Consider the following 17,484-nt stretch of genomic DNA (forward strand, 5'->3'; position numbering starts at 1 on the left):
ATGGACCCAGGACGACGACGGAGAGGTGACCCATGGACCCCGAGCTCGACCCCCAGGTGCGGCACGCGGTGGAGCGTCCCGCGGAGACCGCCCGTGGCCCGGAGGACGCGCAGCTGCGCGTCCGGCTGGCCGGTGAGCCCGCCCGCCGTGCCCTCGGCAGCCACTGGGAGCAGGGCGCGCCGGAGGACGCCGCGCCGAGCGAGGACCGGCTCGCCGCGGCCGTGCTGCTCGCGACCCTCTTCGGCGACACCTTCTGGCTGGAGCGCGCCGCCCGGCTGCCCAGCGACGTGCCGGGGTGCCCGTCCGCGCCGCCGAGCGGGCTGCTGGAGCTGACCCGGGTGCCGGGCGCCCGGGCGGCCCTGGCCCGCGTGCTCGAGCGCCCCCTGCTGACCGGGCTCCTGGAGTGGGGCACCGATCCGCTGCCGGAGCAGCCCCCGCTCGCCGTGGCGCGGGCCGCCCGTGACCTGGGCATCCCCGACGACGGGCGGGTCTACCGGGTGGTGCGCCGACGCGCCGAGCGCTTCCTGGCGCGGGAGCACGACGGGTCCGAGCCGCTCGAGCAGTTCGTGGCCCTGCTGACCGAGGCGGAGAAGGGCCACCGTGAGGACGGGCCCGCGCCCTCGGGCGAGACCCTGCCCCCGGCGCCGGGCCCGGCCGCGGGCGGCGGCGTCCGCCCGGGCACTCCCCCGCCGGGTGCTCCCCCGGCGGGCTCGCCGGAGAACCCGCAGTGGGGCGTGAGCCCCGCGACCCCGGCTCCCCCGCCGCCCGGGCAGTTCCCGGGACAGGATGCGCCCGGGCAGGGAGCTCCCGGGTACGGGGCTCCCGGGTCCGGGGCTCCCGGGTCCGCCATCGAGGGCCGGCCGCCCGCAGGACCGGGCGCCGGCGGGCAGGGACCCGCCGGGCCGGTGTTCGGGCCCGGTCCCGGCGGGTGGCCGCCGCGCCCGGCCGAGCCCGAGGAGGACGACTCCGACAACCTCAAGGCGTGGGGATTCGTCTTCCTGGGCATCCTGGCGGTCATCGCGGCGCTGATCTTCATCCTCTGACCACACCCCCGGCCGCCTCCGCCGGCCATCCCCTGGCCACCCGCTGCCCACCGGAGCGCGGCGGCTTGGCTCCGGGCCGCGATCCTCCAGCATCTCCATTTACTTGCACGGGAAAGCTTTCTGGGCTATTCTTGGGGACACATCAACCAAGACGCTGTCCCAGCCGACGGAGAACCCCGAGATGCCGATCTTTCCCCAGAACCCCGACCCGCGGACGCTGACGAAGCGCCCCGCCGAGGACCTGCTGTCCGCCGGCACCCGGATGGGTGCCGTGGAGCTGCTGGTCTCGGACCTGGACACGATGGTCGCCTACTACTCGGATGCCATCACCCTCGACGTGCTCGCCCACGCCGGGGACACCGCGGTCCTGGGCCGGGACGGCCGGACGGTCGTGCGGCTGCGGCAGGTCAAGGAGCTCCCGCCGGCCCGCCGCGGGCAGGCCGGGCTGTTCCACACCGCGGTCGTCTTCGAGGACGAGCCCGCCCTGGCCGCGGCGCTGGCGTCCGTGGCGACCGTGGCGCCCCGCTCCTTCACCGGCAGCGCCGACCACCTCTACAGCCAGGCCTTCTACTTCGACGACCCCGAGGGCAACGGGGTGGAGCTCTACACGGACCGCCCCCGCGACACGTGGCGGCGGGAGCCCAGCGGCCTGCTGACCCTGGCCTCCGACCCCCTGGACCCGAACGGCTTCCTGCAGGAGCACCTGGCCGAGCGGGACGGGCGGCTCCCAGCGGCACCGCCGGCCACCCTGGGCCACGTCCACCTGCAGGTGGGCGACATCCCGCTGGGCCGGCAGTTCTACGTGGACGTCCTGGGCTTCGAGGTGATGAGCGACATCGGCTCCGCCCTGTTCATCGCCGCCGGCGGCTACCACCACCACATCGCGCTCAACACCTGGCACAGCGCCGGGGCGGGTCCGCGCGCCGCGTCGCTGGGGCTGGGCCAGGTCAACATCGACCTGCCGGGCGCCGAGGACGTCGCGGCCCTGGAGTCCCGGCTCGCGGACCACGGGATCGCCACCCGGCACGACGGCGCCGTGCTGCGCTTCGAGGATCCCTGGGACACTCTGATCCAGGTGGGCGTCGCGGCCTGAGATCCCTCCCGCGCACGGGGGCGCCCCCGATCCCGGCAGGAACGGGGGCGACCCCAGGGCCGATGCCGGCGGCTCAGCCGCCGGTGACGAGCACCAGGGCGAAGTAGAAGACCGAGGGCACCAGCAGGCACCCCACACCCGTGAAGAAGGTCGCGGTCATGGCGCCGTAGGGCACCAGCCGCTTGTCGGTGGCGGCCAGTCCGCCGGCCACCCCCGAGGTGGTGCCCATCAGCCCGCCGAACGCCATGGCCGACTTGTAGTTGTCCAGCTTGATCAGCGGGGCGATGAGCGGGGTGCCGACCATGACGGCCACCGCCTTGACCAGACCGGCCGCGACGCTGAGCGCAATGACCTCGCTGCTCGCGCCCAGCGCCGTCCCGGTGACCGGGCCGACGATGTACGTGGCCGCGCCGCCCCCGATCGTCGCCATGCTGACGGGGTCGGTGTAGCCGAAGCCGGCTGCGATGGCGGCGCCGACGACCGCCGAGACGAAGACGCCCAGCAGGATGGCGAGCACCCCGGTGAGCCCCGCCTTCTTGATCTCGTCCAGGTCCACCCCGTAGGCCGTGGAGACGATGGCGAAATCGCGCAGCATGGCGCCGCCCATGACGCCGACGCCCGCGAAGATCGCCACGTCCGCCAGGCCGCGCTCGCCCCCGGTGTGCAGGCCGCCGAAGTAGGCGAGGACGAGCCCCACGGTGATGGCGATGGCCGAGCCCTGGAGCCGGCCACGGGTCAGCCTCCGGGAGAGGTGGTTCGAGACGAGGATGAGCACCCCGACCACGAGAAAGGCGAAGACGAGGCCGTTGGCCTCCAGCAGTCCTGCGACGACGTCGTTCATGCGACCTCCTCCATCTCCTGCTCGCGCCCCAGGGGAGGCAGCGGCTCCGCCTGGCCCCCGATCCTGGCGAGGACCGGCACCAGGGCGGCCCCCGCGACGAGGGCGGCGAGTCCGACCAGCAGCGCCATGGGACCGCCGGCCACGGCGGAGACCACGTTCTGCGTGGCCGCCATGGCCACCACGATCGGGATGTACATCGCGCTCCAGAAGAACACGCCCTGCTCGGTCGCCGAGGGCAGCATGCCGGCCCGGCGCATCCGGTGGGTGACGAGCACCAGCAGGACCATCGCGAAGCCGACGCCGCCCACGTTGGCGTCGACCCCCATGAGCAGCCCCAGGAACTCACCGATCAGCATGCCGGCCAGGAAGCACCCGGCCAGTACCGCTACGCCTGTGATGATCATGTCCGCCCCTCAGCTCGTCGGTCCGGTCGGCGCCTGCTGGAACAGGCCGGCATGGTCCTGGCGCAGCGCGGCCTTCTGGACCTTGCCCATCACGTTCCGGGGCAGCTCGGCGGCGAACTCGACCGCCCGCGGCTGCTTGAACCGCGCCAGCCGCGGTCGGACGGCCTCGAGGATCTCCTCCGGGTCCGCGGGGGCGGCGCCCTCGGGCACGACGACGGCGATGGGCACCTCCCCGAGGTCGGGGTGCGGCACGCCGACGACCGCCGACTCCCGCACCGAGGGGTGCTCGTCGATGAGCTCCTCGATCTCCTTGGGGTAGATGTTGTAGCCGCCCGAGATGATGAGGTCCTTGTCCCGGCCGACGATGGAGAGGTAGCCGTCGTCGCCGATCACGCCCAGGTCCCCGGTGATGAAGTACCCGTCGCCGGTGAACTCCTCGGCGGTCTTCTCCGGCTTGTTCCAGTACTCCCGGAAGACGTTGGGGCCCGAGACCTGGATCGAGCCGACCTCCCCGGCCGGGAGCTGGGTGTTCGTCCCGCGCTCGACCACGCGGATGTCGATGCCCGGCAGCGCCGGGCCGACGGTTCCGGCCCGGCGCTCGCCGCGATAGGGGTTGGAGCACATCATGCCGGTCTCGGTCATGCCGTAGCGCTCGAGGATGGCGTGGCCGGTGCGGGCCTGCCACTCGTGGTGCGTCTCGGCGGTCAGGGGCGCCGACCCGCTGACGAACAGCCGCATGCTCCGCGCGCGCTCGGCGGTCAGCTCCGGGTGCCGGAGCAGCCGAGTGTAGAACGTGGGCACCCCCATGAGCACCGTGGACCCGGGCATCAGGTCGAGGATCGCCTGCGGGTCGAACTTCGGCAGGAAGTGCATGGTGGCCCCGGTGGTCACCGACATGTTGACGGCCACGAAGAGCCCGTGGATGTGGAAGATCGGCAGCGCGTGGATGAGCACGTCGTCGTGCGTGTACTCCCACGCCTCGGTGAGGGTGGCGCAATTGCTGGCGAGATTGCGGTGCGTGAGCACGGCGCCCTTGGAGCGCCCGGTCGTGCCCGAGGTGTAGAGGATGGCCGCCGGCGCGTCGGGCTCGACGTCGACCGGAGGTGCCGGCCGGGCGTCCTCCTGCGCGAACAGCGTGCCGGTCCGGTGCGGGCCCATCGACGCGAAGGAGACGCCGCCGGGGCTGCGCCCGGCCAGCTCCTGTTCCTCTCCGGGGCTGCAGACGAACAGCGCCGGCCGGGCGTCCTCGACGAAGTACTGGAGCTCGCTGCCGGTGTAGGCCGTGTTCAGCGGCAGGTAGATGCCGCCGACGCGCAGGGTGGCCAGGTAGAGCGCGATGACCTCGGGCAGCTTCTCGACCTTGGCCGCGACCCGGTCGCCGGGCCGCACGCCGAGGGCGATCAGGGTCCCGGCCAGTCGTTCGGTCAGCTCGTGGACCGCGGCGTAGCTCAGGCGGCGCCCGTCCGGCTCGACGGTGAGCGCCTTGTCGCCGTGCCTCGCCACGGCCTCCTCGAACAGCTGGTGGATGGTCTTCATGTGGTCTCCTCGGTGGTGGTCTGTCGGTGGGCCGCTCCCGCGGCGGAGGACGCCGTCGCGGGGACCCGCTCGGTCCTGTGCCGCTCGGTCCTGTCGCGCTCGCCGCCGTCGCCGTCGACGTCGCCCGGAGCGTCGTAGAGGTAATTGACCATGAGCCCGAAGGACTGGTCGAGGACGTGCTGCTCGGCGCTCGCGGGCCAGTTGATGCGGTCCAGCACGGCACCGTTGCCCAGGTGGAACCGGGCCACGCGGTCCAGGGGTCTGCCCCGGCCGTCGGTGCCGCCCAGGAGGTAGCTGCGGGCCGCGGCGACGATGGCCGGCCGGAGCGCGGCGACGGCGCCGACCGGGGCCCCGGGGCGGAGGGCCGCGTCCGCCTCCTCGGCCAGACGCCGGCCCCCGGCCCCGTCGGCCGGCTGGGTCTCGAGCCACCGGCGGAAGCCCGGCACCGGCGAGAGCGTCACGAAGGTGGTGACCTCCGGGTCGTGCCGCCGCACGTGGGCGATCACCTGCTTGATGAGGTGGTTGCCGAACGGGATGCCGCGCAGGCCCGGGAAGGTGTTGTTGATGGAGTACAGCGTCGCCACCGTCCGGGCGGAGCTCTGCCGAGCCCGGCCGAGGTCGGTGATGAAGTCCGTCGAGGCGGGGACGTCCTCGGTCACGGCCACCTCGACGAAGATCAGCGGGCGGTCCCCCATGGAGGGGTGCAGGAAGGCGAAGCACTTGCGGTCCGCCGGCTCCAGCCGTGACCGCAGGTCCGCCCAGCCGCCCAGCGGATGGACGGCCTCGTACTGGAGGATGTGCTCCACGAGCGAGCTCGGGGAGTGCCAGGAGAGCTCGTGGAGCGCCAGGAAGCCGGCGTTGAACCAGGAACGGAACAGGTGCAGGAAGTCCTGGTCCACGGGCTCGAGCTCCGGGTGCTCTGCCAGCACCTCCAGGAAGCGCGAGCGCATGGTGACGAGGCGGAAGGTGCCGTCCTCGGCGAGGTTCAGGGCCCGCAGCAGCGCCTGGCGCGGTGACTCGCTGGCCGCGTGCAGCTGCTGGGCCGACTGCTGGGTGGGGGCGTCCCGCCACCGGGCGATGGCGTCGTCGACGGCGGCCGGGTCCGCCACCAGGTTGCCGTGGAGGTGGTGGAAGAACGCGGCCCGCCCCTCGGGGTCGAGCTCCTCGAAGGCGTCCAGCACGGAGGAGGCCAGGGTCGGCTTGAAGTGGCCGTCGCCGACGTCGAGCAGCGCGGCGCACTGCTCGGTCAGCTCCCTCGGCAGGTGGGGTGAAGCGTCCATGCTCAGCTCCTGATGATGTATATATCTCGTGCGCTGTTGTATATAAGAGGGAACTGTAGAGCATTCCTGTGAGCTGCGCCACAGTTCCGCTGGGATAGATTGGGCTCAGCCGTCGAAGGAGCAACCATGAGCGAAGCCGTGCGCGTGCGGCGGGGCCTGGAGGAGGCCATCGTCGCCGGCCGCTACCGGCCGGGCGACAAGCTGGACCTGACGAGCATCTCGGCGGAGTACGGATGCTCCAGGACGCCGGTCCGCGATGCGCTCCAGCACCTGAGCAACTCGGGCATGGTGCAGATCCGGCCCAAGCACGGGACGTTCGTCTCCCGGCTGAGCGTGCGCGAGCTCGCGGAGCGGTTCGAGGTCATGGCGGACCTGGAGGGCCTCTGCGCCGAACTGGCGGCCAGGAGGATGCCCCCGGAGGCGGCCGCGGAGATGACCGCGTGGCTCGAGGCCTGCCGGCGCTTCGTGCAGGAGGACGACCCGGACGGCTACTACGACGCCAACAGCCGCTTCCACCGGGCGATCTACGCAGGCTCCGGCAACGAGTTCCTGCGCGCCGAGACGGAGAAGCTGCAGGGCGTCCTGGAGGTCTACCGCCGCCTCCAGCTGCGCGTGGGCGACCGAATGGCCAGGAGCCTGGACGAGCACCGGGCGATCGCGGAGGCCATCCTGGGGCACGACGCGGAAGCAGCCAGGGCGCGGGCGCGGGCGCACGTGAAGATCCAGGGAGACGAGTACACCGAGCTGGTCCTGAGGAGCGAGGCATGAGCAGCAGCAACGACACCACCGCCGAGGACTTCGACGAGGCCGTCAACATGACCGCCGGGCAGCTGTCGGCGTGGCTGGAGACCGACGAGTCCACCTCGGTGGGCCAGGACGACGGCGGGGAGTCCGTGGGCCACCGCTCCGGACGGCGCATCGTGGAGATCCTGCAGAAGCCGAAGGACGAGCGTACCGACGCCGACCACGAGCACATGCGCAAGGTGGTCGGCTACGTCGACCGCCACCTGCCCCAGCGGCCCGACGGTGACGTGCGGGAGACCCGGTGGCGCTACTCCCTGATGAACTGGGGCCACGACCCGCTCGAGGACTGAGCCCGAGGACCGGCCGCGCTCGAGGGCGGTGCGTGCGGCGCCGACCCGCTCTTCCCCGCCGTGGGCGTCTCGCCCCGGCAGCAGCACCGCCGGGGAGACGCCATCCGGCAGCAGCACCGCCCGGCGACTGGATCCCGGTCGCAACGGCTCAGCCGTCGCGGCACGGCCGCACGCCGCGCTCGGCCGGGAGTCGCCGGGCCGCCGTCCGCCCCGTAGGCTGAGGAGCGTGCTCGGGCACGGCCGGGCACCGGGTCCGAAGGCCGCCCGGGGTCGTCCGTGCACCGGCACCGGCGAGCGGAGGAGCAGCAGATGAGCCTGAGCAAGGGCACCAAGGTCACGTGGAACACCCCGCAAGGCACCACCGAGGGCACCGTGGTCGAGAAGAAGACCGAGGACTTCGAGCTGGACGGCCGCACGTACCGCGCCAGCGCGGACGACCCCCACTACATCGTGGAGTCCGACAGCTCCGGGGCGCGCGCGACCCACAAGGCGGACGCCCTCACCGAGGCGTGACCGGCGACGGGCTCAGCAGCCCGAGAGCGGACAGCGGCGCTCAGCCGCGGACGCCGGGCGTGTCCCAGACGAACGGGCCGAAGGACTGTCCTGCCGGTTCGAGGTACTCGACGTCGTTCGCCGGGACCAGGGCGCCCGGGCTGTACCCGTCGGCCTCGCAGCGCACCAGCACCACCATGCCCAGCTCGACCGGGTGGTAGGGCGCGCACAGCACCACCTCGCCCGCACGCACGTCCAGCCCCGCGCGGTCGGTGCGCATGCGGTAGCGCGCCACGTCGGAGACGGTGATGGACGAGACCGGGTCCACGACCGGTCCCACGCCGATGCCGGGAAGGACGTCGAGGGATCCCGTGTCGTCGGGGACAGTGGTCAGTTCGGAAATGCTCATGGGGGGTTCTCCAGTCGTACGAGCGCATCAGGACGTCCAGGGGGCCCTGATGCCGGGCGGGGTGCTCGACGACGCTGTCGACATCCATGATAGAGAGCCAGGTCACACAGGGGAAGGGGCTTTCTCATCGGTCCAGGGCCCGCCGTCCCGGGTGCACGAACTTTCAGGCACCGGCGTTCCGGCCGTCGCCCGGCGTCACAATTCCTCCCACGCCAGTGCCACGACCCCCTCCCCACCAGCGCTGATGCGCGGACCGGCCGACTGTGACGCACGGAACGCACCGATGGCGGCGGCGCGGCCCCGAGTCCCGCATACATTCGCCGTCATGAGCTACGAGAGGTCGACACCGTGATCACGATCAACATGAACAGCGCCGCGCTCTGCGAGCTGGAGCAGCAGGACCGGGCGCGCCGCGGCGCACTGCCGGAGCGGAGGACCACGGGGACGTCCACGCCGGGGAGCGCCGGCCCGCGGGACACCCGGCAGACTCTCCCGCGGCCCGAGGCCGCTCCCCCGATGCCCGAGCACACCCGGGGCTGATCGCCCCGCTCCGGCTCAGCGGCCTCCGCCGAGGCCGGCCGCCCGCACCGCCCCGACGTGGGCCTGGCGGCCGGCGCCGACGATCCCGGCGGCGTTGCGCAGCTGCGCGGGGGCCACGCGGGCGCGCAGCCGCAGGTGGGGCAGGAACTCCTGGTGCCGCTCGCTGATGCCCCCGCCGAGGACGATCAGGTCGGGCGAGATCAGGAGCTCGAGGTGGGACAGGTAGCGCTGGAGCCGGTCCGTGTAGGTCGGCCAGTCCAGGGCCTCCGCCGTCCGGGCGGAGGCGCCGGCCCAGCCGTCGACGTCGCGACCGTCCAGCCACACGTGGCCGAACTCGCTGTTGGGGACCAGCTCCCCGTCCAGGAACAGCGCCGAGCCGATCCCGGTGCCCAGGGTGATCACCAGCACCGTGCCCGTCGCCCCGCGGGCGGCACCGAAGCGCACCTCGGCCAGCCCGGCGGCGTCGGCGTCGTTGAGCACCGCGACCTCGCGCCCGAGCCCGGCGGCGAGCAGCTCCCGGGCGTCCGTGCCGATCCAGGAGTCGTCGAGGTGGGCGGCCGAGCGCGCGATGCCGTGGTCGATGATGGCCGGGACGCCCACGCCGACCCCACCCAGGGGCCCGCCCGGCCCGGGTGCACCCTCCAGCGACGCCAGGACCCCGCGCAGGGCGGCCACCACCGCGGCCGGGGTGGCCGGCGCGGGCGTGGGCACCCGGCGGACCGGGCCGACGGTGGTGCCGCGGACCGGGTCCACCACCGCGTACTTGATGGTCGTCCCGCCGATGTCCACCCCGAGGCAGCGGGCGTCGTCGTCGCCCCCGGCGGAGACGGACGGAACGGTCGGGGGCGTCCGGACGGACGGCAGGGCACAGGTCATCACACGGTCCTGGATCGAGGCGGGGACGGCACGCCCTCGAGCGGACGGCACCTGGTCGACTGTACAACCGGGCGGGGACGGCAATTATTCGCGGGGAACCCGCCACTGGCCCGGCGTGGCCCGCGCCACCCCGGGTGTTCCCTAGAATCGAGGAGTCCCGGCCACCCCGCGAGCGCCCGCGCCCACCCGGAGCCCGGGCGTCCCGCCGCCTCTCGAAGGACTTCCCCGCATGACCAGCTCCCCCACGGCCGCATGGCCCGTGCCGCAGAAGACCACCAACCGGGTGCTGCTCGCCTGCTGGCTCGCGATCCTGGCCGAGGGCTACGACGTCGGAGTGCTCGGCGCCGTCCTGCCGGCCCTCGCGGAGCACCGGGCCTGGGATCTCACGCCGCTGGAGCTCGGCGGGCTCGGCTCCTACGCCCTCATCGGCATGCTCGTCGGGGCCATGGTCATCGGCACGCTCTCGGACCGGATCGGCCGGAAGAAGATGCTGCTGGTCTCGATGGCCATCTTCACCACCATGCAGCTGGGCGCCGCACTGGCCCCCACCCCGGAGGTCTTCGGGCTCTTCCGGTTGCTCGGCGGCCTGGGCATGGGCGGGATCATCCCGGTGGCGGCGGCCCTGACCATCGAGTACTCGGCACCGCGGCGCCGCTCCTTCAACTACGGCCTGATGTACTCCGGCTACTCCCTCGGCATCCTGGCCGCCGCGCTCGTGGCGATCGCCCTGCTGCCCACGCTGGGCTGGCGCTGGGTGGTGGGTGTCGGGTTCCTGCCCGTGGTGCTGCTGCCCCTGGTGGCCAAGCTGCTGCCCGAGTCCCTCGAGTACCTCGTGGGCAAGGGCCGCCGCGAGGAGGCCGCCCGGCTGGCTGAGCGGCTGCACGTGGCCCCGTTCGTCGAGAGCGACTGGACGCCGGTGCGCTCGGAGGAGGCGGAGGCACGGTCCGTGGGCTGGAAGCAGTCCCTGGCGGCCATGTTCTCCGGCGGCTACCTGATCGCCACGGTGTTCTTCTGGGTCTCCCTGTTCTGCGGCATGGTCCTGGTCTACGGCCTCAACACGTGGTTGCCCTCGATCATGCGCTCGGCCGGCTACGAGCTCGGCCCGGCCCTGACGTTCCTGGTGGTCTTCAGCCTGGCCTCGGCCATCGGCGGCATCGCCCTGGGCCGCGCCGCGGACGCCTACGGCAAGAAGCTCGTCCTGGTGGTCTTCTACCTGCTGGGCGGGGTGGGCATCCTGTTGCTGATGTTCCCCAACAGCATCGTGATCAACTACGTGTTCGTGGCCCTGGCCGGCATCGGCTCGATCTCCACCTCGCTGGTGCTCACCGGCTGGGTGGCCGAGTACTACCCCGCCCACTCCCGGGCCACCGCCACCGGCTGGGCCCTGTCCTTCGCCCGGATCGGCGCGATCTCCGGCCCGCTCATCGGCGGCTGGATCGGCTCGACGGCCCTGTCGTTCCAGTGGAACTTCATCGTCTTCGCCGCCGTGGCGCTGGTCGCCGCCGGGGCCGTGGCGCTGATCCCGCGGTTCCCGGGCCCGGCCGGGCCGGCGGCGCGGCGCGGGTCCCCGGAGCGGACCGAGACGGCGCCGGCGGCGCCGGGCTCCTGAGCCGGGGCGCCCGCACGCTTCGGGCCCAGCCCTGGGCGCACGTCACTCGGCGGAGGCGCGATCGACCCCGCCGGGCTCCGGACGGCCGGCCGAGCCCCGCACCAGCCGGTCGCCGGACGGGTCCTCCGCGTGCAGGTGCGCGCGCTCGCCGTCGTGGTCGAGCACGGTGAGGATCTCCACGGGCCCGCCCTGCGCCACGATGGCGTGCGGGACCATCGTGGAGAACTGCGCGGCCTGGCCGGCCTCGATCACGATGACCCGCTCGCCCAGGTGCAGGCGGGCGGTCCCGGAGAGCACGGTGAACCAGTCCCGTCCCGGGTGCACCGCCAGCCGGTCCGGGGCGGGCGGCCGGCCGGGCTGGATCCGCATCTTGGCCACGGTCATCCCGTGCAGGGCACGGTCGGAGGAGAGCAGCCACGTGGTCAGCCCCGGCGTGCTGCTGGGCTGGGGCCGGATCACCACGTCCTCGTCCTCGGGGGACTCGACGAGCTGGTCGAGCGAGGTGTCGAGGGCCCGGGCGATGGGCATCAGCTGGTCGAGGGCGATCCTGCGGTGCCCGGTCTCGAGCCGGCTCAGCGTGGACGGGCTGAGCCGGCACCGGGCCGCGAGCGCGTCCAGGGACCAGCCGCGGGCCAGCCGCAGGCCGCGGATGCGCCGGCGGATCACGGCATCCAGATCAAGTTCTTGCGCCATGGGCAAGATGCTATGTTCACCGCGCACAGGGCGTCTACCGTGGTGCCGTGGCCGGGGATTCCCGGCCGGAGGACCGTGCAGGAGAGCAGAGGTGTGCCATGAGCCCGGAGCTGACCCATGACGTGGTGGTCGTCGGAGGCGGTGCCGCCGGCCTGAGCGCCGCCGTCGCCCTGGCGCGCTCCCTGCGCTCGGTGGTGGTCGTCGACGTCGGCGAGCCGCGCAACGCCCCGGCCGGTGGGGCCCACAACCTTCTGGGCCGCGAGGGGATCCCACCGCTGGAGCTGCTGGCCGCCGGCCGGCGGGAGGCGGAGCAGTACGGGGCGGAGATCGTGCGTGACCGCGCCGTCACCGCCCGGGCCGACGGTGGCGGGTTCACGGTCGGTCTCGCCGGGGGCGGGACACTGCGCTCGCGGCGGCTGCTGCTCGCCTCCGGGCTGGTCGACGAGCTCCCCGACGTGCCCGGGGTCCGGGAGCTGTGGGGGCGCAGCGTGCTGCACTGCCCCTACTGCCACGGGTGGGAGGTCCGCGGCCGGCGCATCGGCGTGCTGGGCGCGGGGCCCATGAGCATCCACCAGACGCTGCTGTTCCGGCAGCTCAGCGAGGACGTGACCTTCTTCCCGGACCGGATGCCGGACCCCGGTGCCGAGGCGTGGGAGCAGCTCTCCGCCCTCGGGGTCCGGGTGGTCGAGGGCTCCGTGCAGCGGCTGCGCATCGTGGCCGACGCGCTGCGCGCCGTGGTCCTCGCGGACGGGCGGGAGATCCCGGTGGACGCCCTGGTCGTGGCGCCCCGGTTCGCGGCCCGGGCCGACCTCTACGAGCAGCTCGGCGGCACCCTGACCGACCACCCCGCCGGGGCGCTGATCGCCACGGGCCCGATGGGCAGCACGGAGATCCCCGGCGTGTGGGCGGCCGGCAATGCCGGTGACCTCTCGGCAATGGTCTCCTCCGCCGCAGGAGCGGGGGTCGGCGCCGCCGCGGCGATCAACGCGGACCTCGTGGCCGAGGACGCGGCCGCCGCCGTGCGCGCCCGGACGTCCGTCTGACGACGGGCCCGACCGGATGAACCGGCCCGGGCCCCGCCGAGCTCTCGGACCCGGCCAGGACGGGAGGTCCTTCGCGCGGAAGACCCGCTGAGCTCGGGCCGCCAGGCCTCGTCCGGGTCGTAGCATGGACCGAGCTCACCAGTTCGTGACGGCGGCGAGGAGCCCCATGCAGCGCATTCCCGCAGAAGTCGACACCCCGGACGTCCTCATCGACCGGGACGTGCTCGAGCGCAACGTCGAGCGGATGGCGGCGGCCGTGCGCGAGCGGGGGCTGCAACTGCGCCCGCACGCCAAGACGCACAAGGTCCCGGAGATCGCGGCGCTGCAGCTCGCCGCGGGAGCGGCGGGGCTGACCGTGGCCACGCTCGGGGAGGCCGAGGTCTTCGCCGCGCACGGGGCCGGGGACCTCTTCGTGGCGTATCCGCTGTGGGTCGGGCCCCGGCAGGCGGAGCGCCTGCGCCGGCTGAGCGCCGCGGCCCGGATCAGCGTCGGGGTGGACTCGGCCGAGGCCGCCGCGGCGATGGGCGGGCAGCTGGGGGACGCGGCCGAGGACATCGCCGTGCTCGTGGAGATCGACAGCGGCCACCACCGCAGCGGCGTGCACCCGGACGCCGCGGCGGACGTCGCCCGCGCCGCGGCCCGGGCCGGGCTGCGCGTCGAGGGTGTCTTCACCTTCCCGGGCCACAGCTACGCTCCGGGCATGCCGGTCGAGGCCGCCGCACAGGAGCAGCAGGCCCTGGACCGGGCGGCCGGGCAGCTCGAGGCCGCGGGCTTCGCGGTGCGGCGCCGCAGCGGTGGTTCCACGCCCAGCGCGCTGCTGACCGACAGCACCGCGGCCACGGAGGTGCGGCCGGGGGTCTACGTCTTCGGCGACGCCCAGCAGCTGGAGCTCGGCCGGTGTGCTCTCGAGGACATCGCCCTGACCGTGGCCGCCACCGTGGTCAGCCGGCACGAGGGCGGGACCGCGGACGGGGACGGGGTGCCGCGGCGGGTCGTCCTGGACGCCGGCAGCAAGGTCCTCGGCAGCGACCGGCCCGCCTGGGCCACCGGATACGGGCGGCTGATGGACCACCCGGACGCGCGGATCACGGCGCTGTCGGAGCACCACGCCACCGTCGTCTGGCCCGCGGACGCCCCGCTGCCCGCCCTCGGCGAGCGCCTGCGCGTGATCCCCAACCACGTGTGCCTGACCATGAACCTCGTCGACGACGTGGCCGTGGTGCGCGGCGGGACGCTGCTGGAGCGCTGGACCGTGGCCGCGCGGGGCCGCAACAGCTGACCCCGTGCTGCGGCGGTCGGTCATCGGACGATCCGGGACCGCCGGGCGGACGCTCGGCGGCCCCGGGCCGGCGGATCAGCGCGGAGGCGGCGGCGGAGCCGGCGCGCCCTTCGGCGGGGCGATCTTGGGGAACGCGCGGGAGGGGCCGGCCGCCGCGCCCGCGGTCCCCGGAGCGCCGCCGGCCCCGGGCCAGGCGCGGCCGGCGGCCGGATCCCAGCGGGTGTCGACCACCTTGCGCTGCACGGCGATCGCCAGGGCCAGCACCGCGAGCCCGATCAGGGCGATGACCACGATCCCGCCGACGGACCCGATCTTGGCGGCGGAGCCCACGGCGATCCCGAACCAGCCGAAGTCGGCGTCGCCGAAGGTGGTGTTCTCGTCCCCGAAGGCGCCCAGGACGGAGAGCAGGAACGCGGGCAGGAACGTGATGAGCAGGCCGTTGACGAAGCCGCCGGCGAGGGCACCGCGGCGCCCTCCGGTCGCGTTGCCGTAGACGCCGGCCGCGCCCCCGGTGAAGAAGTGGGGCACGAGCCCCGGCAGGATCAGGGCGAGCCCGATGGCCGGGTTGAGCCAGACGGACAGGACGAGCAGTCCGATCAGGCCGCCCACGAAGCTGGCGACGAAGCCCAGCAGCACGGCGTTCTGCGCGTAGGGGAAGACGATCGGCGCGTCGAGGGCCGGGATGGCGCCCGGGACCACCTTGGCGGCGATGCCCTGGAACGCCGGGACGAGCTCGCCCAGGATGGTGCGCACGCCGAAGAGGATCACGGCGACGGCCACGCCGAACTGCAGGCCCTGGGTGATCGACATCATGAGGTAGTTGCCCACGCCGGTGGCGCCGCCCTCGAACGCGGTGAAGGCCTCCTCGGCCCCGGCCCGGGCGAGGAAGAGCACGGCGAGCACCACGTACATCAGGGCCATGGACAGTGCGGTGGCGACCATGGAGTCGCGGAGGAAGCGCAGCCCCTCCGGCAGCTTCGTGTCCTCGGTGGACCGGCTCCTCTTCCCCACGACCTGCCCCACGGCTCCGGCGGCGATGTACCCGGCGGTGCCGAAGTGCCCGATGGCCACGCTGTCGTCACCGGTGATCCGGCGGGTCCACGGGTGGGCGAGCGCCGGGAGGGACACCATGAGGATGCCGAGGAGCACGGCGCCGAGCAGCACGGTCACCCAGCCGTCGTACCCGGCGGTGGCGAGGATGATGGTCAGCATCGTGGCCATGAACAGGACGTGGTGGCCGGTCAGGAAGACGTAGCGCAGCGGGGTGAAGCGGGCGAGCAGGAGGCTCACGGCGAAGCCGAGGATCATCAGCCACGCGACCTGGGCCCCGTACTCGGCCTGGGCGATGCCGGCGATGGCCTCGTTGGTGGGGATCACGCCCTGGGCGCCGGTGGCGCCCAGGATCATGGCGCCCAGGGGTTCCAGGGAGGCGACGACGAGGGTGGCGCCGGCGCCGATGAGCAGGAAGCCGAGCGTGGCCTTGATGGCGCCGCCGATGATCTGGCCGGTGCTCTTGCGCAGGGCGGCCAGGCCCACGGCGGTGATGATGCCGATGAGGAACGCCGGGACGGCGAGGATCTCGCTGACCAGGAACTCGGGAATGCTGACGAGCCAGTTCACGGATTGCCTGCCTTAGACGTCGTAGAGCTCGCGCAGGGCGGCGTCGAGCTCGGTGGTGCTGGTGAAGTTCTCGATCACCTTCACGGGGACGCCGACGTCCCCGAGGGTGCGGGCGATCTCGCCGGAGGTGAGGATCAGGTCGGCCTCCTTGGCCTTGCCGCGGGCCGAGATGGTGTCGGTCGCCTCGACCGTGAGGTACCGGCTCCAGCCCCAGCGGTCGAGCACCTGCTCCAGGGTGTTCTTCAGGAACAGGCTGGTGCCGAGCCCGTTGCCGCAGACGGTGAGGATCTTGTTGCGGCTGTCCGCGGCCGCCTCCGTCGCCGGCTCCGCGCTCGGCGCCGGTTCCGCGGAGGAGCCAGGCGCGTCCTGCGCCAGCACGGCGAGCACCTCCTCGGGGGTCCTCGCCGCGTCCAGGGCGGCGCGGGTCTCCGGCGAGCCCAGCAGGGTGGCCAGTTCCCGCATGGCCCGCAGGTGCTCCTTCCGGTCCTTCGCGGAGAGGGCCACGACGAGGGTCACGGGGTCGTTCGCCGCGTGTCCGAACTCGACCGGGCGGGCGAGCCGGACCCAGGACATCGCGGTGCGGTGCACGGCCTCCGAGGGCCGGGCGTGGGCGAAGGCGAACCCCGGGGCGACCACGATGTACGGGCCGTTCTCCTCGACACTGGCGATCATGGCCCGGGTGTACTCGGCGCTGGTCGCGCCCCGCTGCTCGAGGAGCTCGCCGGCCAGTGCGATGGCGCCGCGCCAGTCGTCCACCGCCGTGTCGAGGCGGACGGAGGCGCGGTCCAGCAGAGAACTGATGTCAGACATGTCTCTCATCCTAGGCCGGAGCGCCGGCTCGGCCCGTCCGCCGGGTCCGGAGCAGGGCTGCGGTCCCGGCGGCCAGGCCGAGCAGACCGGCAACCAGGGCGATCCAGTTCAGGGCCGTCCCCGCGGACGCCTGCTCGGTCGAGGACGCGCCGACGGCCGGCCCCTCGGCGGCGTGGTGCGCGGCGCCCGCACCGTGGGCGTGGTCGTCCGTCTCGGCGGCGGTCGTGGTCAGGGAGGGCGCCGGGTACTGCGGTTCCTCCCCGCCCTCGGCGGCGGTCTGCGTCCAGGCCACGGTGCGGCCGTCGGTGTAGGACTGGGTCGCCGGCATGACCAGGGTGGTGCCCTCGGCGGGCAGCGGGCCGGCCGAGACGGTGAAGGTCTGGAACTGGTCCGGGGCGATCGCGTGCTGCTCGTCCGCGGTCCACGTGATGGTGGTGACGGCCTCGGTGACGGCGCCCTCGCCGACCTGGACCGGCTCGGGCAGCCGTTCCTCGGTGAGCTCGGCGGTCCAGCCCTCCACCGGCTGCACCCGCACCGACGCGAGCGGGGTGTCGGTGGGCAACCGCACCTCGAGCCTGTCGGTCGAGGCGGTGTCCGACTCGTTGGGCACGGTGAACGTGATCCGGGCATGGCCGCCGGCCGCCGTGCTGGTGGAGGACGCCGAGACGTGGGCGGCGGCCGGCGACAGGCCGAGCACCGTCAGCGCGGTCGCGAGCAGCAGCGCGGATCCGGTCGCGGCCGCGCGGGGGGTCGGGTGGGTCATGGGGCGGGGTGCCTTTCGTGCGTGCCGCCGGAGTCCGGGGGCGTGGGAAGCGCCGGGCC

At 73.7% G+C, this 17,484-nt stretch carries 19 protein-coding genes; 9 read left to right on the forward strand and 10 right to left on the reverse strand.

The window, feature by feature from the left end:
• The first annotated feature begins 32 nt into the window (after window positions 1–32).
• The gene (locus ABD220_RS09855; protein ID WP_344122112.1) at window positions 33–1,043 is read left to right on the forward strand and encodes a hypothetical protein; all 1,011 of its coding nucleotides are present in this window, start codon (window positions 33–35) and stop codon (window positions 1,041–1,043) included.
• Between the two features lie 181 nt (window positions 1,044–1,224).
• Window positions 1,225–2,136 carry a VOC family protein gene (locus tag ABD220_RS09860; protein ID WP_344122113.1) on the forward strand — a complete coding sequence of 304 codons (912 nt, stop codon included), beginning with the start codon at window positions 1,225–1,227 and terminating at the stop codon, window positions 2,134–2,136.
• Window positions 2,137–2,209: 73 nt separating this feature from the next.
• On the opposite strand, the gene madM is transcribed toward ABD220_RS09860, so the two are convergent.
• From madM to ABD220_RS09880, 4 genes are read right to left on the reverse strand one after another with little or no spacing between them, the layout of a single operon-like run.
• Window positions 2,210–2,977: a malonate transporter subunit MadM gene (gene madM / locus ABD220_RS09865; RefSeq protein ID WP_344122114.1), complete on the reverse strand. Its 768-nt coding sequence runs from the start codon at window positions 2,975–2,977 to the stop codon at window positions 2,210–2,212.
• The gene (madL, locus tag ABD220_RS09870; protein WP_344122115.1) at window positions 2,974–3,381 is read right to left on the reverse strand and encodes a malonate transporter subunit MadL; all 408 of its coding nucleotides are present in this window, start codon (window positions 3,379–3,381) and stop codon (window positions 2,974–2,976) included. Before madL ends, madM begins: the two co-directional genes overlap by 4 nt.
• 9 nt (window positions 3,382–3,390) lie before the next feature.
• Window positions 3,391–4,917, reverse strand: a complete 1,527-nt coding sequence (locus ABD220_RS09875) for an AMP-binding protein (RefSeq protein ID WP_344122116.1) — start codon at window positions 4,915–4,917, stop codon at window positions 3,391–3,393.
• Window positions 4,914–6,197, reverse strand: coding sequence for a malonyl-CoA decarboxylase domain-containing protein (locus ABD220_RS09880; protein WP_344122117.1), 1,284 nt, complete (start codon window positions 6,195–6,197; stop codon window positions 4,914–4,916). Before ABD220_RS09880 ends, ABD220_RS09875 begins: the two co-directional genes overlap by 4 nt.
• A gap of 126 nt (window positions 6,198–6,323) precedes the next feature.
• Here ABD220_RS09880 and ABD220_RS09885 point away from each other — a divergent pair, with 126 nt between their 5' ends.
• From ABD220_RS09885 to ABD220_RS09895, 3 genes are all read left to right on the forward strand, one after another.
• Entirely contained in the window at window positions 6,324–6,965 is a 642-nt protein-coding gene (locus ABD220_RS09885; protein ID WP_344122119.1) for a GntR family transcriptional regulator, read from the forward strand.
• Entirely contained in the window at window positions 6,962–7,291 is a 330-nt protein-coding gene (locus ABD220_RS09890) for a DUF3140 domain-containing protein (protein WP_344122121.1), read from the forward strand. Before ABD220_RS09885 ends, ABD220_RS09890 begins: the two co-directional genes overlap by 4 nt.
• A gap of 309 nt (window positions 7,292–7,600) precedes the next feature.
• On the forward strand, window positions 7,601–7,804 hold the full coding sequence (locus ABD220_RS09895; protein WP_344122123.1) for a hypervirulence associated TUDOR domain-containing protein: 204 nt from the start codon (window positions 7,601–7,603) through the stop codon (window positions 7,802–7,804).
• 40 nt (window positions 7,805–7,844) lie between these two features.
• Here the strand turns inward: ABD220_RS09895 and ABD220_RS09900 are convergent, their stop codons facing one another.
• On the reverse strand, window positions 7,845–8,192 hold the full coding sequence (locus tag ABD220_RS09900; RefSeq protein ID WP_344122125.1) for a hypothetical protein: 348 nt from the start codon (window positions 8,190–8,192) through the stop codon (window positions 7,845–7,847).
• A gap of 348 nt (window positions 8,193–8,540) precedes the next feature.
• On the opposite strand from ABD220_RS09900, the gene ABD220_RS09905 reads away from it, so the two are divergent.
• Window positions 8,541–8,732, forward strand: a complete 192-nt coding sequence (locus ABD220_RS09905) for a hypothetical protein (protein ID WP_344122126.1) — start codon at window positions 8,541–8,543, stop codon at window positions 8,730–8,732.
• 15 nt (window positions 8,733–8,747) lie between these two features.
• Here the strand turns inward: ABD220_RS09905 and ppgK are convergent, their stop codons facing one another.
• A complete protein-coding gene (gene ppgK / locus ABD220_RS09910) occupies window positions 8,748–9,608 on the reverse strand; it encodes a polyphosphate--glucose phosphotransferase (RefSeq protein ID WP_344122128.1) in 861 nt (286 codons plus the stop codon).
• 229 nt (window positions 9,609–9,837) lie between these two features.
• On the opposite strand from ppgK, the gene ABD220_RS09915 reads away from it, so the two are divergent.
• Window positions 9,838–11,217 (forward strand): MFS transporter, encoded by a 1,380-nt coding sequence (locus ABD220_RS09915; protein WP_344122130.1) that lies wholly within the window; start codon window positions 9,838–9,840, stop codon window positions 11,215–11,217.
• Window positions 11,218–11,259: 42 nt separating this feature from the next.
• Here the strand turns inward: ABD220_RS09915 and ABD220_RS09920 are convergent, their stop codons facing one another.
• Complete coding sequence (locus ABD220_RS09920; RefSeq protein ID WP_344122132.1) at window positions 11,260–11,910, reverse strand: helix-turn-helix domain-containing protein; 651 nt, start codon at window positions 11,908–11,910, stop codon at window positions 11,260–11,262.
• A gap of 98 nt (window positions 11,911–12,008) precedes the next feature.
• Here ABD220_RS09920 and ABD220_RS09925 point away from each other — a divergent pair, with 98 nt between their 5' ends.
• Together ABD220_RS09925 and ABD220_RS09930 are read left to right on the forward strand one after the other, a co-directional pair.
• Window positions 12,009–12,953 (forward strand): NAD(P)/FAD-dependent oxidoreductase, encoded by a 945-nt coding sequence (locus ABD220_RS09925; protein WP_344122134.1) that lies wholly within the window; start codon window positions 12,009–12,011, stop codon window positions 12,951–12,953.
• 166 nt (window positions 12,954–13,119) lie between these two features.
• A complete protein-coding gene (locus ABD220_RS09930; protein WP_344122136.1) occupies window positions 13,120–14,232 on the forward strand; it encodes an alanine racemase in 1,113 nt (370 codons plus the stop codon).
• A 75-nt stretch (window positions 14,233–14,307) separates the two neighbouring features.
• Here ABD220_RS09930 and ulaA read toward each other — a convergent pair whose 3' ends face one another.
• The 3 genes from ulaA to ABD220_RS09945 are packed head-to-tail and all read right to left on the reverse strand — an operon-like array spanning window position 14,308 to window position 17,425.
• A complete protein-coding gene (gene ulaA / locus ABD220_RS09935) occupies window positions 14,308–15,852 on the reverse strand; it encodes a PTS ascorbate transporter subunit IIC (protein ID WP_344122138.1) in 1,545 nt (514 codons plus the stop codon).
• Window positions 15,853–15,864: 12 nt separating this feature from the next.
• Complete coding sequence (locus tag ABD220_RS09940; RefSeq protein ID WP_344122139.1) at window positions 15,865–16,662, reverse strand: PTS sugar transporter subunit IIAB; 798 nt, start codon at window positions 16,660–16,662, stop codon at window positions 15,865–15,867.
• A gap of 10 nt (window positions 16,663–16,672) precedes the next feature.
• On the reverse strand, window positions 16,673–17,425 hold the full coding sequence (locus ABD220_RS09945; protein ID WP_344122140.1) for a YcnI family copper-binding membrane protein: 753 nt from the start codon (window positions 17,423–17,425) through the stop codon (window positions 16,673–16,675).
• Window positions 17,426–17,484 lie beyond the last annotated feature (59 nt).

It is taken from the genome of Kocuria aegyptia (assembly GCF_039530085.1).
In the GTDB taxonomy this organism is placed as follows: domain Bacteria; phylum Actinomycetota; class Actinomycetes; order Actinomycetales; family Micrococcaceae; genus Kocuria; species Kocuria aegyptia.

Bases quoted from the DNA above. Each gene is read 5' to 3' on its own strand.
- ABD220_RS09855 (WP_344122112.1), top strand. From the start codon at position 33: ATGGACCCCGAGCTCGACCCCCAGGTGCGGCACGCGGTGGAGCGTCCC.
- ABD220_RS09860 (WP_344122113.1), top strand. From the start codon at position 1,225: ATGCCGATCTTTCCCCAGAACCCCGACCCGCGGACGCTGACGAAGCGC.
- madM (WP_344122114.1), bottom strand. From the start codon at position 2,977: ATGAACGACGTCGTCGCAGGACTGCTGGAGGCCAACGGCCTCGTCTTC.
- madL (WP_344122115.1), bottom strand. From the start codon at position 3,381: ATGATCATCACAGGCGTAGCGGTACTGGCCGGGTGCTTCCTGGCCGGC.
- ABD220_RS09875 (WP_344122116.1), bottom strand. From the start codon at position 4,917: ATGAAGACCATCCACCAGCTGTTCGAGGAGGCCGTGGCGAGGCACGGC.
- ABD220_RS09880 (WP_344122117.1), bottom strand. From the start codon at position 6,197: ATGGACGCTTCACCCCACCTGCCGAGGGAGCTGACCGAGCAGTGCGCC.
- ABD220_RS09885 (WP_344122119.1), top strand. From the start codon at position 6,324: ATGAGCGAAGCCGTGCGCGTGCGGCGGGGCCTGGAGGAGGCCATCGTC.
- ABD220_RS09890 (WP_344122121.1), top strand. From the start codon at position 6,962: ATGAGCAGCAGCAACGACACCACCGCCGAGGACTTCGACGAGGCCGTC.
- ABD220_RS09895 (WP_344122123.1), top strand. From the start codon at position 7,601: ATGAGCCTGAGCAAGGGCACCAAGGTCACGTGGAACACCCCGCAAGGC.
- ABD220_RS09900 (WP_344122125.1), bottom strand. From the start codon at position 8,192: ATGAGCATTTCCGAACTGACCACTGTCCCCGACGACACGGGATCCCTC.
- ppgK (WP_344122128.1), bottom strand. From the start codon at position 9,608: ATGACCTGTGCCCTGCCGTCCGTCCGGACGCCCCCGACCGTTCCGTCC.
- ABD220_RS09915 (WP_344122130.1), top strand. From the start codon at position 9,838: ATGACCAGCTCCCCCACGGCCGCATGGCCCGTGCCGCAGAAGACCACC.
- ABD220_RS09920 (WP_344122132.1), bottom strand. From the start codon at position 11,910: ATGGCGCAAGAACTTGATCTGGATGCCGTGATCCGCCGGCGCATCCGC.
- ABD220_RS09925 (WP_344122134.1), top strand. From the start codon at position 12,009: ATGAGCCCGGAGCTGACCCATGACGTGGTGGTCGTCGGAGGCGGTGCC.
- ABD220_RS09930 (WP_344122136.1), top strand. From the start codon at position 13,120: ATGCAGCGCATTCCCGCAGAAGTCGACACCCCGGACGTCCTCATCGAC.
- ABD220_RS09940 (WP_344122139.1), bottom strand. From the start codon at position 16,662: ATGTCTGACATCAGTTCTCTGCTGGACCGCGCCTCCGTCCGCCTCGAC.
- ABD220_RS09945 (WP_344122140.1), bottom strand. From the start codon at position 17,425: ATGACCCACCCGACCCCCCGCGCGGCCGCGACCGGATCCGCGCTGCTG.